Source organism: Nocardia sp. NPDC004722, assembly GCF_053601505.1.
In genome coordinates this window covers 18,568-34,276 of the sequence record NZ_JBSGBY010000019.1, presented here as the reverse complement: position 1 = coordinate 34,276, position 15,709 = coordinate 18,568, and the positions used below count along the sequence as shown (strand labels likewise).

Genomic DNA, 15,709 nt, shown 5'->3' with positions numbered 1-15,709 from the left:
GCCGCGAGCACCCCCGGCAGCCGCCTGCCCGGACAGCTCGCGCTCGGCGGGCTCGGCGTCGCGGCCGGACTGCTGCTCGGCATGGTCGCGGTCTGGATTCGCGGGCGCACCGACCCGGTCCTGCGCACCACCGCCCACGCCTCGACCACGGGTGTCCCGGTGCTCGGCACGGTGTCCCCGGTGACCGCGCCGTCGGAGCGGGAGTTCCTCGGCTACCGCGGGCTGCGGGCCCACCTCGAGCAGCTGACACCGGCGCCCGCGGTCTGGGTGATCGCCAGTGCCGCAGGCGAAGCCGACGTGAGCACCGTGGTCGGCAACCTGAGCCGCACCATCGAACGGCACGGCGGGCAGCCGCTGATCCTCACCGCCGACAGCACCGATCCGATCCGGGCGCGGGAGTCGATCGAGCCCGCGCGCACCGGCCACACCCATGTGCTCGTCGCCGCGCCGCCGGTAACGAAAAGCGTGGCGGCATCGGTGTACGGAGAGTTCGGGGACGGTGTGATCCTGCTGGTGGCGCTCGGCGCGACGCGTCGGCGCGAGCTGCGCGAGGCGGTCGCGCAGCTGCGGTCGGCGGCGATCCGGGTGCCGGGCATCGTGGTCGCGACGACGCACCGCGGTGGCAAAGACGTGGAAACACAATCGAACTGAAGGATGACGTGGTGTCGTGTAGGTTCGGCGTTCGGGTCGGCTTCGCGATGTTCGAAGGGGGAAGTTGACGTGGATTTGTTCGATGTCGCGCGCTCGTGTGCCCGCCGCTGGTACGTGATCCTGCCGCTGCTGGTGCTGTGCCTGCTCTACGGCAAACACACCTACGAGGCGGCCAAGCCGGTCTACTACGCCAATGCCGTAATCGGTTTCGCGCCACCGAGTTACCGCATCGACACCGCACCGGCGGGCGAGGCCGTGCGGCGCAACGGGCTGCTCGACGTCGGCGGCGCGACGCTACTGGCCAACCTCGCGGCCCTGGGACTGCGGCAGCCCGCGGTGGTCGACAAGGTGGTCGCGGGTGGCGGTCAGCCCAACTACGTCGCTCGCATGTTCCCCACCACCACCGGCTCCGCGCAGATCCCGCTGGTCATGCTCGAGGAGACCTCCGCCGACCCCCAGGCGACCGCCAAGACCCTCGAACTCGTGACGGCACAGGCGGATTCGACGCTGCGCGCCCTGCAGCAGAACGCCCAGGTGCCCGAGGATCAGATGGTGGCCTCGTTCACCGTGCAACCGCCCAGCACCCCCGTCGCCGCGCTGCCGTCGCGCACCCGCTCGACGATCTCGGTGCTCGGCGCCGGAATCGGCCTGTCCATCCTGCTCGCCGTGCTGCTCGATGTGACGCTCGAGCGGATGAAGCGCAAGCGCCGCCGCCCCGAGCCGTCCCACCCGCTCGGCACGGGCGAACCGGCGGCGACCAACAACCGCGCTGCGACGTCGATGTGAGTACCGCCGCAGTCGTCGCCGAGCGATCCGGCGTCGGTGAACGGCGGCCGGAGACCAAACCGTGGACGCTGGCCGTTCTGTGCGTGCTGATCCCGGTGCTGCCCGCCTACGTCATTCCCGGCGGACCGTTGAAAAGCAATGGCGCACCGGCGAAAGTCCTCGCGGTCATGCTGTTCGGGCTGGTCGTGCTGGGCTTCCTGGCCAACCGCCGGGAGCGGTCCGGGCGGCGGTTCAATCCCGGGGTCGTGGTGCTGCTCGTCTACTTCTTCACCTGGGTGCTGATCTACGGGCTCGGGCTGCTGCACATCGACGACCCGCTCATCGAGGCGGCCAAGGCGCGCGCCATCATCTCCCTGGTCGCGAACGTCGGTGCCGCGCTCTATGTCTTCACCCGCATCAAGACCAGCCAGGACCGCGATTTCGTGCTCGGCGCGCTGCTGATCGGGCTCTCGTTCGAATGCGCGGTCGGGTTGTTACAGGGCGTCAGCTCGCTGGATCTGCGTTTCCTGTTCAAGCCACCGGGTTTCCTCGTCAACGCCGAGGACCTCACCCTCACCGAACGCATCGGTGCCAAACGCGTCATCGGCACCGCGCAGCACGCCATCGAATTCTCGGTGCTGGCCGTGGCGGCGGTGCCGCTGGGAATCTACTTCGCGCGCAACGCCCGGCGCACCGGCATTCGGGTGCTCTCGGCGCTGGCGGCACTGCTGGGGCTGGCGGCGATGCCCGCCGCGGTGTCGCGCTCCGGCGTGATCTCGCTGGCGGTCGCGCTGCTGCTCTACATGTTCTTCTTCCGGGTGCGGATCATCGTGACCGCCCTGGTCGCGCTGGTGATCGCGATCGGCGCGTACGTCGTGATCTTCCCGACCGTCGTGGACGCGTTGTGGCGCACCATCACCGGCTCGGCCGACGATCCGAGCATCAAGCACCGCACCGAGGATTACGCGGGCGTCTCGCAGATCTTCCACGACCACCCGTATTTCGGGCTCGGACTCGGCGGGCAGCCGCATCTGCTGGACAACGAATGGCTGCAGACCGTGGTGCAGGGCGGGGTGGTCGGGATCGCCGCCATGATCGTGCTCAGCGGCGGCGCGATATTCGGGATCGCGGCGAGCCTGCGCGCGGCGCGCACCCGCCGCGAACGCGAGCAGGGGTACATGCTCGGCGCGATGGTGGCCGCGATCCTGATGTCCAGCACCACCTTCGACCTGTTCTACTACCAGCAGGCGACGATGCTGTTCTTCATCGGGTTCGCGCTGCTGTGGACGACCTACGCGATTCCGCTGCCGGGGCAGGGTCTGCTGACCCGCCCGTGGCGGCGACCACCCCCGCCGGACGGCACCCCGCCTCCGCCCGACGAGAGACCGGTGGCCGCCGTGCCGACTCCCGTACCCGATGTCGAGCCGCCCGTCCCGGAGCCGGAAACCGCTGCGGCCGAGGGGAAGACGGGAGAACCCGCGCCCGCTGCGGGCCAGGGGCTGTCCTCGGGCGTGCGCTGGAGCAGCGTCTCGATGGTGGGGCGCGAGATCGCCCGCACCGGATTCACGGTGTTGCTCGCCCGTCTGATCGGACCGGACGCGTTCGGTGTCGTCGCGCAGGCGACGGTGTACCTGGGCATCCTGAGTCTGCTGCTGGACCAGGGTTTCGCGAGCGCGCTGATCCAGCGGCCCAAACTCGACCGGTACATGCCGGGCGCGACCATGACGATCAATATCGGCGTCGGCGCGGTGCTGGCAGCCCTCACCATCGCGATCGCCCCGGCGTGGGCGGCGTTCATGCACACCCCGGCCCTGAAGTGGGTGCTGATCGCGATCGCCCCGAGCCTGGTGGTGCGGGCCGCCGCGATCACGCCGCGCGCGATGTTGTGGCGCGAGATGGAGTTTCGCAAGAACGGCATCGCCGACATCTCCTCCGCGCTGCTCGGCGGCGCGGTCGGGCTCGCGGTGGTGCTTGCCGGGGGCAGCTACTGGGCGCTGGTGGCCCAGCTCGTCACCACCGACGTGGTGCTCGCGGTCATGCTGATCGCGGCCGCGGGCTCGTGGCCGAACCTGCGGCTGGGCCGCCTGCGCGAGATCGCCGGATTCTCCTGGCGCGCGTTCGCCGGTGCGGTACTGCTCAATTCGCTCGCCCGCAACGCCGACAACCTGCTCATCGGCCGCTTCCAGGGCGCGCAGTCGCTGGCCTTCTACGCGCTGGCCTACCGGCTGCTGCTGTTACCGGTGCAGCTGGGGGTCCAGAGCATCGGCTCGGTGTTGTTCCCGCTGTTCGCCCGGCTCGCCGACGATCTGCCCGCACTGCGCGCGGAACTGGCGCGCGCTACCCGATTCATGGCGCTGCTCGCCCTGCCCGGCATGGCGCTGATCGCCATCGCCGCACCCCAGCTCATCCACCTGGTGTTCGGATCCGCCTGGGCCCCCGCGATTCCCATCATCCGGGTACTCGCGATGGCGGGTGCGCTGCAAGCGGTGTACCAGCCTTCGACGATCCCGGTGATGCTCGGCCTGGGATACGCGAAATTGCAGTTGCGCTACGCGATCCTGTGCACGGTGGTGTCGATCGGCGGCATCGTCGCGGGCCTGCCCTTCGGGCCCTTCGGCGTCGCCGTCGGCTACAGCGCGGCGACCGTCGCGCTGGTCCCGGTCGAATGGCTGGTCCGCAAGCGCGCGGCCGGGGTGAGCGCACGCGAACAGTTCCTGCTGCTGGTCCCCGGCCTGCACATCGCCTGCTGGATGGCCGCGGCGTACGCGGCGGTCGCGCTGGTCCTGCACGGCCGCGACTTCGCGATCCTCTGCGCCGGAACGGTATTCGCCCTCGCGATCGGCCTCGGCGTGCTGCGGCTGGTGTACCGCGGCCAGCTCGAGGAGATCCTGCATCTGGTGCGGCGTGTACTGGGCAGGCGCGGCAACCCCGTCAGCGCCTGACGCGCTACTCCATGCCGCGCTTGCCCGGCGTCCAGAACGGCTTGGTGACGATCGAGCGGCGCGGCCAATCACGTTCGCGCATCAAGTATTTGGTGACGAACTGGATGGTGCGCGCCTCACCGGCCAGGTAGGCGATGCCGGGCCGGTCGGGCAGGTTCAGATCGGCGACGGCCGACAGCAGGGTCGCGGAGGAGGCGGCGGAGGCGTTGCCGCGCAAGGGATGCGCGAGCTCGTCGTGGCGGGGCAGCGGGAGGCGGTCCTCGATGGTGGCGGTCTCGATCGCGCCGAAGACCGGCACCTCGGCGGGGATCGCGCGCAGCATGGCCCCGAAGGCGACCGCGGCGGTCTCCTCACCGGCAAACAGGTGATAGTCGGCCTTCGGGTGCACGATGAAAGAGCCCTCCGGGGGCCGGAATTGGACGATCCGACCGGGAGTGACGGTGCGGCCCCAGCGTGCGCCCGGCCCATCGCCGTGATCTAGCACGCATACCTCCAGCCAGCCTGCCTCGAGATCGTGCTCCCACACCGAATAGGTGCGCAGATCGCCGATGCGCGAGAGCAGCCAGTCCGCGGACGGGTCTCCGGTGGCGATGCGGATCTGCTGGCCGGGCAGGCAGGCCAGGCCGCGGGTGTCGGCGACGCCGATGCGGACGCGGGTCATGCGGGCGGCGACGCGCTCGGTCTCGAGGACCTCGCCGGTGCGGAAGAACCGGTCGAGGACCCGGCCTTGCAGACCGCGGGAGGGGGACAGGGGTCGTGGCGGGATTGTCTATGTGCGCCATGGGAATACCTTCGAACGATCCGGTGCCGGGCAACGGTCACCGCGGGCAATCGGTCACTTCGGGCGCCGGCCGCGTTGCCGGCGTTGGTGTCGGTGCTGCTCGCGGTGCTGGAGTTTGACGTCGACGGCGAGTTGCGCCAATTCCCGGGTGGCCTCGACCAGCACCTCACGCACCTCCCCGATCACCTGCGGGTCACCGTGTGAGTGCACGATCGCCGAGACCGCGGTCTTGAACAAACGCAGCGCGGGACCGGCGATCTCGGCGGCGTAGGGGTCGCGGAACGCACCCCATTCACCCCGCTCGGTGGCCCGCGACCAGATCCGGTCCAGGTGCTCACCCTGCGTCTCGACCTCGCCGTGCCCCGCCTCGGTGGCGTGGAAAACCTTTCGGCTGCTGACGATCTCGAGTTCGACCAGGCCCTCGTCCTCGAGCTGCTGCAAGGTCGGATAGACCGCGCCCGCGCTGGGCCGATAGACCCCCGCGCAGCGATCCTCCAACCGCGACATCAGCTCGTACCCGTGCCCGGGCTGTTGGACGATCAAGGCCAGCAACGCCAGCCGCAACTCCCCCGGCCCGAAGAACCGCCCGACGGCCGGTCCCGGCCCGAAGTCGGAACGTCGTGGACTCACGGCTCCAAGATATGTCTTTAGATATAGCGGAAGCAAGGGATTCGGGCGAAGTCAGTGCACCTGACGCTCGCTGTCGCCCCAATACCGCTTGCGCAGTTCCCGTTTGAGGATCTTGCCCGCGCCCGACACCGGCAGCGCGTCGACCACTTCGAGGCTGCGCGGGGCCTTGTATCCGGCGATGCGCTCCTTCACATGGGCGCGGATCTCCGTCAGCGCGACGGTATGCCCGGGGTGGCAGACGATCACGGCGTGCACCCGTTCGCCCCAATCCTGGTCGGGCACACCGATGACCGCGCAGGCCGCGACCGCGGGATGCGCGGCGAGCGCGTTCTCCACCTCGGCCGAATACACGTTCTCGCCGCCGCTGACGATCATGTCCTTCACCCGGTCGACGATGTAGAGGTAGCCCTCCTCGTCGAGATAGCCGCCGTCGCCGGTGTGCAGCCAGCCTTCGCGGATGGTCGCGGCGGTGTCGTCCGGGCGGTTCCAGTACCCGAGCATCATGTGCCCGCCCCGGACCGCGATCTCACCGACCGTGCCGGGCGCGACGGCCGCGCCGTCCGCGTCGACGACGCGCACCTCCGCATGCGGGGCCGCGCGACCGGCCGAGCGCAGCCGCCCGGCCAGGTGGTCGGCCGGGCTGAGCAGGGTGGCGACCGGCGCGAGCTCGGTCATGCCGTAGGCCTGGCAGAACCCCGCCGCCGGAAAGACTTTCATGGCCCGCTCCAGCACCGCCGCGGGAATCGGGGACGCCCCGTACATGATGGTGCGGATGCTCGACAGGTCGTGTTCGGCGATCTCGGGGTGGTCGACGAGCATCTGGATCATCACCGGCACCAGCACGGTCTGGGTGACCGCGTGCCGTGCGATCGCCCGCATGGTCGCGACGGGGTCGAAGGCCGGGATCATCACATGCGTATTGCCCAGCAGCAGTTGGCCGTACCATCCGGCGAGGTCGGCCAGGTGGAACATGGGTGCGGCATGCAGGAAGCGACCGCCGGGCTCGAACAGGAATCCGGTCGAGGTCGCGCCCAGGGCCGAGAACGCCAGGTTCGTGTGGGAGAGCATGACGCCCTTGGGATGTCCGGTGGTGCCGCCGGTGTAGAAGATGCCCGCGAGTTGATCGCCGCCGCGGCGGGCGTCGGGGATCGGCGCTGTGGTGGCCACGAGCTCCTCATACGACAGCGCGCCCTCGGGGGCCGTCCCGTCACCGCAGTGGATCACCGTATTCAGGTTGGGCGCGGCGGCCAGGATGGCGGGCAGCATCGGCGCGAACGCATCGTCGACCAGCAGCACGTTGGTATCGGAATCCACCAGGGAATACGCGATTTCGGCGGGACTCCAGCGAATGTTGATGGGGTTCAGTACCGCGTCCGCCCACGGCACGGCCAGCAGGTACTCGTGGTAGCGGTCGGAGTTCAACGCCAGGATGGCGACCCGGTCCCCGGCCGCGACACCGGCGGCGCGCAACGCTCCCGCCAGGCGCGAAACCCGGTCGGCGACTTCGGCGAAAGTGCGGGTGCGGTCGCCGCAGACGGTCATGATGCCGTTCGGCTGCTGCTGCACGGCCCGGTGCAGGCCCTGGGTGAGATACATGCGCGTCCTTGTGCCGTTCTACGAACAGGGTGGCGTGGGTTACATCCGATGAGTTTCGTGGCTCCCATCGACCCTGGCCATGGAGCACGCTCCGAACTACGCCGCACCGGCCTTGTTGGCTTCTCCAAACTCGCGTCGTATCGTCGAGGACGAGATGGCCACGCGCTCCCACCACCCCCACCCCTCCGCTCGGCAGCGGCTGCTCGAGCGGGTCGGCGCCGACCTCGACCGGCTGGCCGACGACATCACTCGGCGCGCCGTCGCGGAGATTCCCGACTACGCCGGCACGGACACGGCGGACCTCCTGCCCGCCACCACCGCGATGCTGCGGCAACTGCTGACCGCGCTGACCGAGGAGCGGGATCCGAGCGCGGCGGAATTGGCGGCGTTCAGCGAGTACGGGCGACTGCGGGCGCATCAGCGCATCTCCCTGGAGGGTGTGCTGCGCGCCTGGCGGGTGTCGATCCGGCGCTTGCTCGACGAATTCGATGCCATCGCGGTCGATTCCGGCGCCGACGACCATCTGCTCCTGACCCTGACCCGCGACACCCTCGATCTCGTCGACAGCGCCATCCTGGCGTTCTCCACCGGGCATCGGGAGGTTGAACTCGAACGCGCGGGCCGGGATCGGCAGGACCGCGCCGACTTCACCCGCGCCGTGCTGCTGGGCACGCTCACCGCGACCGAGCTGCGGCAGCGTGCCCCGGCCTACGGTCTCGACGTCGAGCGCGACTATCGCGCCTTCCGCACCCACGCGCGCCCCGACGCCCTCCCCGCCGACCTGGTCCGCCATCTGCGCCCCTTCGCGCTCACCACCGTCGACGGCGACCTCGCGGGAATCACCGATCGCAAACCCGTTCTCGCCCTGCCTTTTCCACTGGCCTTCGGCCCGCCCGCCCGTCCCGAGCGGCTCGACCGTTCCTTCCGCTTCGCGAGCCGCGCCCTCACCACCGCCCGCGCCTTCGGGCACACCGGCCCTTGCGATTTCGACGATCTCGGCCTGCTGCCCGCGGTCCTCGCCGACCCCGATCTCGGAGCCGAACTCGCCCGCCGCTACCTGACGCCCCTCGGCCACGGTGACGCCGCCGCCATCCTCACCGACACCGTCGAGTGCTACCTCGACACCGGCCTCCACATCGACACCACCGCGCAGCGACTGATCGTGCACCCCAACACCGTTCGCTACCGCATCGGCCGCTTCGAACAGCTCACCGGATGCGATCTGCGCCGCGCCCACATCGGGGCCCAAGTGTGGTGGGCCATCCAGTACCGCAAGGCCGCGCCCGAATAGGGCGACTACCGGGGGTCAGTTCTCGAGGGCTCGCGCGAAGAGAGGCCAGGAGTCGTGGAGGTCCTGTTGCCAGTAGCCCCAGGAGTGGGTGCCGAGGGGGCGCAGGTCGAAGGTGGCGGGGACGTCGAGGGCGCTGAGCCGGGATTGGAGGGCGAGGGCGCATCGGTAGGTGATGGCTTCGAGGACGGCACCGGATGTCAGCTGGCTGAGCAGTTTCGGCGCGTTGCCCGCGATGCCGGGGCCTTCGAGGGTGTCGAGTGGACCGGGCAGGCCGGTTCCGGTCGAGACGTAGATCGCGGTGCCGCGCAGTTCATCAGCGTGCAGGTAGGGATCGGCGGCGCGCCACGCGGGGTCGTCGGGCGGGCCCCACATATTGACGGCATTGCCCGCCCAACGGGCGACGACGGCGCTCACGATGGCCTGCCCCTGGGGATCACTGGTGCTCGCGCAGCCGCTGTAGGAACCGAGGGCCCGGTAGCGGCCGGGTGCGGCCAGGGCGAGCTGGAAGACCGAGGTGCCCGCCATCGAAATCCCGGCTATGGCATCCGCTCCCGACCCGTCGAGCGCCGAGTCGATGATCGGCGGTAGTTCCCGGGTCAGGAAGGTGGTCCAGCGCTGACGGCCCAGGATCGGGTCGTCGGCGCGCCAGTCGGTGAAGTAGCTGCCGCGCCCGCCCAGTGGAATCGCGACGGTGACCTGCTTGTCGGCGAAGAAGTCGGCGACGTCGGTCTGCTCGAACCAGCTGCTGCGATCGAGGCCGCCATTGGCTCCGTTCAGCAGGTACAGGACGGGCGCGGGGGCCGAACCATCCGGTGCGCGAAGCACTCTCGTCGTGATGACGGTGTCCATGGCCGCCGAGTACACCCGCAGGTCGACCAGGCCGTCCGCGGCGTCGGACGCGTCGACGAGATGGGAGCCGTCCTCGGCCGGGCGCGCGTCGGCGCGCAGGTCGGCCAGCGAGACCGGTCCCGGCCCAGCGGATGCCGCCGCACCCGCGACCGCGGGCAGCACCATCACCGTCACCAGCACCGCGACGGCGCGCCGCAGGCCGGCGCGCATCCGGTGCGGCCCAGGGCATTCGGTCATGTGCACTCCCGAGATCGACCTTCGTTCGGGCAGGGTAGGAACGAACGCACTTGGGCGGCAAGGGTCTTCTGGCAGTCGCCGCGGGCGCGGCAGGTGGGCTGGATCGCGGGCTGGGATTGTTCACAGACTTCCGCGATCCCCGCTGTGGCGGGTCGGCACGGTGTCGTTGACTACGGGCTCCGGAACGAGCGTGCTCCGGACCACCCGCTGTGAATCGAGGCATTCGTGGTCGACTTCGGCCTTTTCGACGATTGGCATCCGACGCCCGGCCGGGTCACCGGCTGGTCCCTCGCGCCGCGGTCGCACGCGGCCATGCTGGCCGCACCACCGCATCCCGCGCCGCCGTCCTATCAGCAGGAGCAGTATCTGCGGGCCGCGCTGCGCAATGTGGATGCGGGCCTGCGCGCCTCACGGCTGTGCATGATCGTCTTCGAGCTGCCCGGGCAGCCGGACCATGCGGCCATGACGCGGGCCATCGTCCGATTCCTGCGCCGGCACGACAGTTTCGCGAGCTGGTTCACCCACGAGCCCGACGGATCCGTGGTGCGTCGCACGGTCGCCGCCGAGGCGATCGACGTGGTCGCCCACGACTACGGGCAACTCGCGACCAGCGCCGAGATCCGGGCGCGGGTGCAGGCGACGACGCCCGACGCATTGCATTGGGACTGCTTCGGTTTCGGCGTCATCGAGCACGAGCGCTCCTTCACCGTCTACGCGGCCGTCGACCATCTCCACACCGACGGCGTCGCCCAGGCATTGACCTGCACCGACCTGCTCGTGCTGTACGGGAGCGAATTGTCCGGCGGGACCGTCGAACTCCCGCCGACCGGCAGCCATCTCGCGTACTGCACCCGTGAGCGGGCCCGCAACGCGCGACTGCGGCCGGACTCCGCCCCGGTGCGGACCTGGGTGCGGCTGTTGCGTGCCAACGGCGGCGAAATGCCTTCGCTACCGGTGGATCTCGGCATCACGAGCGGGGCTGGATATCGGCCGGGCGCGCAGCTCACACTGCCGCTGTTCGACGCGGCCGCCGCGGAGCGCTTCGAGGACGCGTGCACCTCGGCGGGCGGGCGGTTCCTGTCCGGATTGTTCGCGGCGCTGGCGTTGACCGGACGGGAAGCGGCCGAGCGGGAACGGTATTTCGCGCTCACGCCGGTCAATACCCGCGACACGGTGGCGGAGGACACGTCGATCGGCTGGTACACGAACCTGGTGCCGATCGCCTTCGATGTGGCACCGCGGGATGCGTTCGCCGACCTGGTCGCCGCGGCGCAGCGGGCCTGCGACGCGGCCAAGGACCTCACCCACGTGTCACCGCATCGCGTGCTGGAACTGGCCGCCACGGAACCCGGTATCCACGCCGATCCGGGGTGGGCGGCGACGATGCTCTCCTATGTCGACGTGCGCAAGATCCCCGGCGTCGACATGTTCGACACGATCAAGGGCGGCATGTTCGGCAGCAATGCCGCCGCCGGTGCGGTCTACGTCTGGGTCAACCGATTCCCCGATGTGACGACCCTGAGCCTGTTGTTCCCGGATACGCCCGAGGCGCACGCGTCGATCGAACGGTACGTCAAGACCTTGGTCGCCGTGTGCGCCTCGGTTGTGGCCGATTCACCGCGATGATCGCGCCGATCTCGGCCGACGGCAACAGTGTTCGGGCCGTGCCGCCCGCCGCCTGGGGAGCGCTGGCGGCGTGCCTGCTGGCGGTTTTCATGCAGATGCTGGACCTGACGATCGTCAATACGGCACTGCCCGTGCTGGCGCGCGATCTGGACGCTCCCGGCTCGGCCCAGTTGCTGGTCGTCGCCGGATACAGTCTGACCTTCGCGTGTGCCCTGCTCACGGCCGCACGGCTCGGTGAGATCCACGGTCGCCGAACCGTTTTCCTGATCTCGATGGCTGGTTTTGTCGCCGCGTCGCTGTGGTGCGGCAGCGTCGACGACGCAACCGCGCTGATCGCCGGGAGAATGGTGCAGGGGCTGGCGGCGGCCGGGCTGGCCGCCCAGACCGTGGCCATCGTGAACGCGAGTTTCGGTCCCGGACGCCGGGTGCTCGCGTTCGGGATCTACGGCGCGGTGGCGGGGTCGGCCGGTCTGGCGGGGCCGCTGGCGGGCGGAATGCTGATCGCCGCCAACCCGTTCGGACTGGGTTGGCATGCGATCTTCCTGGTGAACGCACCGATCGGGGTGGTGGCCTGCGCACTGGCCCACCGCTGCCTGCACGTCGGCGCGGCACCGGCTCCTGGACGCCTGGACCTGACCGGCGTGCTGCTGTCGGCGACGGGGCTGCTGCTCGTGCTCTATCCGACGACGGCGGGACGCGAAAGCGGCTGGCCCTCCTCGTTTTTCGCGATGATCGCGATCGGGCTCGCGGCACTGGCGTGGTTCGGCTGGCGGCTGCGCGGGCCGGGCGCCGGGCTGGTGTCCGCCGCCCTCTTCACCGACCGCGGTTTCGCCGTCGGGGCGGTGGCGATGACGCTGTTCTACGGCATCTTCACCGCGTTCCTGCTGATCGTGTCGGTGACGGCCCAATCCGGGCTCGGCATGACCGCGCTGCGGACGGCGCAACTCATGGCGCCCTTCGTGCTGGGCGCGGTGCCCGCGGCGGTCACCGCGCCGATTCTGGTGGCCCGCACCGGGTCTCGGGCGCTGACCCTCGGCATCGTGCTGTTCGGGCTGTCGCTGGCGTGGATCGCGTCGACGCTCGATCCGGCCCGGGCGGGCATCGACGCGCACGCCCTCGGCGGACCGGTATTCCTGGCCGGGGCGGGCATGGGATGGTTCGCCGCGCCGCTGCCAGCGCTGCTGCTCGCGCGGGTGAGCCCCACGGTCGGGGATTCGGCCTCCGGACTGGTGCCGACGGTGCAACAGCTCGGCAGCGCGATCGGATCGGCGGTATTGGGTTCGCTGTTCTTCGCCCGGGTGGGCGTCGCTTCGGCGGCTACGGCGCACACCTACCTCGCGGCGTGCGGCACGCTGCTGTGGGTGCTCTCGGGTCTGGCGCTCGCGGTGGGGCTGCTGACCCTGGCCATGCCACGCCTTCCCGGTGAACCGCGATGACGCAGGCGCACAACGGATTTGCCAGCGTACCGACGCTGTCGGTCGCGGCCGTCACGGCGGTGGTGCTGCTCGCGCGCTGCGCACGCTACGACTATTTCGGCGATGAACTGTATTTCGTGTCGGCCGGGCGGCATCTCGCCGCCGGTTACGTCGATCAGGGCCCGCTGGTCCCGGCACTGGCGCGCGCCGCGGATCTGCTCGCGCCGGGTTCGCTGCCGGTGCTGCGGTTCGCCGCGATCTCCGCGGGCATCGCCGCGATCGTGACGACGGCAGCGACCGCACGCGAACTCGGCGGGGGCCGCATCGCCCAGACCGGCGCGGCCCTGACCTATGCCACCTGCCCGTTCCTGATCGTGCAGACCGCCTCCCTGTCGACCTTCGCCTTCGACACCTCGTTGTCGGCGGCGGCGATCTGGCTGTTGATCCGCTGGACGCGCACCCGCCGCGATCGCCTGCTGCTCGCCGCGGCTTTGGCGGTGGCACTGGATATTCAGGTCAAGCTGCTGGTCGCGGTGCTGCTGGTGGGGCTCGGCGTCGGAATACTCGCCGCTGGGCCGCGGACGCTGGTGCGACGGCCCGCGGCCTGGGCCGGGTTCGGGATCATCGCGCTGTCGGCGGCCCCGAGCCTGTGGTGGCAATACCGCCACGGCTGGCCACAACTCGCGATGGGCGCGGTCATCGGCACGGAACAGCGCCTCGCCACCGGCGGGGTCGCCGGGTTGCCGCTGCAACTCGTCCTGCTCGCCGGGCTGCTCGGCGTTCCGCTCGCGCTCACCGGGCTCTGGGCGCTGGCCACCGCGACGCGCTGGCGCGCCTACCGGTTCGTCGCCGTCGCGACGGCGGTGGACATCGCGTTCGTGGTGGCCGCGGATGGCCGTCCGTACTATGCGACCGCGTACTTTCCCGTCCTGTTCGCCGCCGGGGCAACATGTCTCGCGGATCGAGCGGCACGCTCGCGCGCGACGGCCGCCGGGTTCACCGCCGGTGCGGCGATGTCCACCGTGCTGGCGATCGCCGTGGTGAGTGCCCTGCCGCTGCCCGGCCCCCACCGGCCGACCGATACCCGGGCCGAACTGTCCACGCGCCTGCGGATGTTCGGGACCAGCGGCTGGGACCACCTGATCACCACCGTCGACGCGATCTACCGGACATTGCCGCCCGACCAGCGACCGCACACCGTCGTGATCGCGGAAAACTATTGGCAGGCAGCGGCTCTGGACGTACTCCCGACGGCACCGCTACCCGTCTACAGCCCCAACCGCGGCTTCGCCCTGTTCGCGACACCGACCGAGACCGCGACCAGCGCGCTGTACGTGACCGGGGAAGCATCCGAATTCCTCGTGCGCCGGGCCTTCACGACCGCCTACCCGCTCGCCCGTCTCGACGACCCGCTCGGCTTCCCCGGCATCGATCGCCGGGTCACCATCTGGCGCTGTGACCACCCGAGACGCCCGTGGCCCGCCCTCTGGGCCGAGTCGACCACCAACACTTTCGATCCCGGTCTGTGACCTTTCACAAGACGGGGCCCGGGCGATTTGCTGACTATTCACGCAGTAATCGCGTGTCCGCCCGTGGGATTCGGGTGGTCGATAGCTTCGGATCGAAAACCTCATCGGGGCGGAAGGGAGTTGTTGATGGTGATCATCGATTCGACTCGATCGGAACTGGCCGTCGCGGGCACACCGCTGTCGACCGCGCTGAAGGACGCGCGCGAGCTGTCGCGGCGCATGGTCGGCCATTTCGTGGAGACCGTGGTGCCGTGCGCGACGCTGCCCGGCGACGCGCTGCGCGGTGACGTCACGATGATCACCCGCACCTGCCTGGAATTGGCCTCGAGCATGCTCGACGGCCGCGACATCCCCGAGAAGACCAAACGGCTCGAGAACGCGGCGGCGGGATGGGCGCGCGAAGGCATTCCGATCGACACCATCCACCATGCCATCCACGAGGGCTTCAAACTCGGCCTCGATCTCGTGATGACCAGGGCCACCGGCAATTTCACCCGCAAGGACGCCACCCGCGGTTGGACCGCGACCGACTACGACAATATCGTCGACGGCGCCAAACTCGTCGTCGAGCTGCTGGATCGAATGACCACGGCGGTGTCGGTGTCATACGTGCGCGAACTGCGCGCGGTGGTCAGCGAGCATCACACCGCCGTGCACACGCTGACCTCGGCCCTGCTCGGCGGGCACAGCACCTCGACCATGGCCCGGGAATGCGGTATCGAGATCGCGGACTCGTATCGCGTACTGGCCGTGGCGATCCCACCGCATCCCGACGAGCACAACCCGGCGGTGGACGGTCAGGTCGTCGCACGGCGCAAACTGCGCCGGATACAGGCCGAACTGGCGTCGCGGTATCCGCGGCAGGCGCTGTCGCTGCTCAGTGTCGACGGCGGCACCATCCTGATCCCGGCCGACGCGCTGCACGACGACGAACTCGACGCCCTCGTCGCACAGCTCACCCGCGCCGCCCAGGTGCCGATCACCGCGACCGTGACACAGGCCGCGCCCCAGCAGATTCCGGGCGCGACCGATCAGGTGCACGAGCTGCTCGACATGGTGCAGCGGCTCGAGCTCGAGGACCGGCTGTATCGATTCGACGATCTGTCACTCGAATTCCAGCTCACCCGGCCCGGACCCGGCCGCGACCACCTCGACACGCTGCTGGATCCGCTCGACGAGAGCCCCGAACTGCTGCAGACCCTGCAACTGCACATCAGCAACAACCTCAATCGGCAGCGCACGGCCCGCATGCTGCACGTGCACACCAACACCATCGACTATCGGCTCAAACGCATCAGTCAGCTCACCGGATTCGACCCGTGTCAGACCACCGGCCTGTGGTATCTGCGGTCGGCCCTGGTCGCTCGCAGCTACCGCAGCATCGACGGCTGATCCGA

At 69.9% G+C, this 15,709-nt stretch carries 12 protein-coding genes; 8 read left to right on the top strand and 4 right to left on the bottom strand.

Going from position 1 to position 15,709, the window contains the following annotated elements:
• The 3 genes from ACWELQ_RS04395 to ACWELQ_RS04385 form a co-directional block, all read left to right on the top strand.
• Window positions 1-651 (top strand): hypothetical protein (locus ACWELQ_RS04395; protein ID WP_452395610.1); only part of this gene is annotated, 651 nt, incomplete at its 5' end.
• 69 nt (window positions 652-720) lie between these two features.
• Entirely contained in the window at window positions 721-1,437 is a 717-nt protein-coding gene (locus tag ACWELQ_RS04390; protein ID WP_452395609.1) for a hypothetical protein, read from the top strand.
• On the top strand, window positions 1,434-4,358 hold the full coding sequence (locus ACWELQ_RS04385; RefSeq protein ID WP_452395608.1) for an oligosaccharide flippase family protein: 2,925 nt from the start codon (window positions 1,434-1,436) through the stop codon (window positions 4,356-4,358). Before ACWELQ_RS04390 ends, ACWELQ_RS04385 begins: the two co-directional genes overlap by 4 nt.
• A gap of 4 nt (window positions 4,359-4,362) precedes the next feature.
• Here the strand turns inward: ACWELQ_RS04385 and ACWELQ_RS04380 are convergent, their stop codons facing one another.
• From ACWELQ_RS04380 to ACWELQ_RS04370, 3 genes are all read right to left on the bottom strand, one after another.
• Entirely contained in the window at window positions 4,363-5,091 is a 729-nt protein-coding gene (locus ACWELQ_RS04380) for a siderophore-interacting protein (RefSeq protein ID WP_452395611.1), read from the bottom strand.
• Window positions 5,092-5,193: 102 nt separating this feature from the next.
• Complete coding sequence (locus ACWELQ_RS04375; protein WP_452395607.1) at window positions 5,194-5,769, bottom strand: PadR family transcriptional regulator; 576 nt, start codon at window positions 5,767-5,769, stop codon at window positions 5,194-5,196.
• A 51-nt stretch (window positions 5,770-5,820) separates the two neighbouring features.
• The gene (locus ACWELQ_RS04370) at window positions 5,821-7,365 is read right to left on the bottom strand and encodes an acyl-CoA synthetase (protein ID WP_452395606.1); all 1,545 of its coding nucleotides are present in this window, start codon (window positions 7,363-7,365) and stop codon (window positions 5,821-5,823) included.
• Between the two features lie 79 nt (window positions 7,366-7,444).
• Here ACWELQ_RS04370 and ACWELQ_RS04365 point away from each other — a divergent pair, with 79 nt between their 5' ends.
• Window positions 7,445-8,656: a PucR family transcriptional regulator gene (locus tag ACWELQ_RS04365; RefSeq protein WP_452395605.1), complete on the top strand. Its 1,212-nt coding sequence runs from the start codon at window positions 7,445-7,447 to the stop codon at window positions 8,654-8,656.
• A 15-nt stretch (window positions 8,657-8,671) separates the two neighbouring features.
• On the opposite strand, the gene ACWELQ_RS04360 is transcribed toward ACWELQ_RS04365, so the two are convergent.
• A complete protein-coding gene (locus ACWELQ_RS04360; protein WP_452395604.1) occupies window positions 8,672-9,742 on the bottom strand; it encodes an alpha/beta hydrolase in 1,071 nt (356 codons plus the stop codon).
• A 225-nt stretch (window positions 9,743-9,967) separates the two neighbouring features.
• Between ACWELQ_RS04360 and ACWELQ_RS04355 the strand changes: the two genes are divergently transcribed.
• From ACWELQ_RS04355 to ACWELQ_RS04340, 4 genes are all read left to right on the top strand, one after another.
• The gene (locus tag ACWELQ_RS04355) at window positions 9,968-11,368 is read left to right on the top strand and encodes a condensation domain-containing protein (RefSeq protein WP_452395603.1); all 1,401 of its coding nucleotides are present in this window, start codon (window positions 9,968-9,970) and stop codon (window positions 11,366-11,368) included.
• Window positions 11,365-12,804, top strand: coding sequence for an MFS transporter (locus tag ACWELQ_RS04350; protein WP_452395602.1), 1,440 nt, complete (start codon window positions 11,365-11,367; stop codon window positions 12,802-12,804). Before ACWELQ_RS04355 ends, ACWELQ_RS04350 begins: the two co-directional genes overlap by 4 nt.
• On the top strand, window positions 12,801-14,312 hold the full coding sequence (locus ACWELQ_RS04345; RefSeq protein ID WP_452395601.1) for a glycosyltransferase family 39 protein: 1,512 nt from the start codon (window positions 12,801-12,803) through the stop codon (window positions 14,310-14,312). The genes ACWELQ_RS04350 and ACWELQ_RS04345 overlap by 4 nt, the downstream gene beginning before the upstream one ends.
• Window positions 14,313-14,438: 126 nt before the next feature.
• Window positions 14,439-15,704, top strand: coding sequence for a PucR family transcriptional regulator (locus tag ACWELQ_RS04340; RefSeq protein WP_452395600.1), 1,266 nt, complete (start codon window positions 14,439-14,441; stop codon window positions 15,702-15,704).
• Window positions 15,705-15,709 lie beyond the last annotated feature (5 nt).

What these genes read in the sequence shown, in the direction of transcription:
- ACWELQ_RS04370 (WP_452395606.1), bottom strand. Translation starts at nt 7,365, where the DNA reads ATGTATCTCACCCAGGGCCTGCACCGGGCCGTGCAGCAGCAGCCGAAC.
- ACWELQ_RS04365 (WP_452395605.1), top strand. Translation starts at nt 7,445, where the DNA reads ATGGAGCACGCTCCGAACTACGCCGCACCGGCCTTGTTGGCTTCTCCA.
- ACWELQ_RS04360 (WP_452395604.1), bottom strand. Translation starts at nt 9,742, where the DNA reads ATGACCGAATGCCCTGGGCCGCACCGGATGCGCGCCGGCCTGCGGCGC.
- ACWELQ_RS04350 (WP_452395602.1), top strand. Translation starts at nt 11,365, where the DNA reads ATGATCGCGCCGATCTCGGCCGACGGCAACAGTGTTCGGGCCGTGCCG.
- ACWELQ_RS04345 (WP_452395601.1), top strand. Translation starts at nt 12,801, where the DNA reads ATGACGCAGGCGCACAACGGATTTGCCAGCGTACCGACGCTGTCGGTC.
- ACWELQ_RS04340 (WP_452395600.1), top strand. Translation starts at nt 14,439, where the DNA reads ATGGTGATCATCGATTCGACTCGATCGGAACTGGCCGTCGCGGGCACA.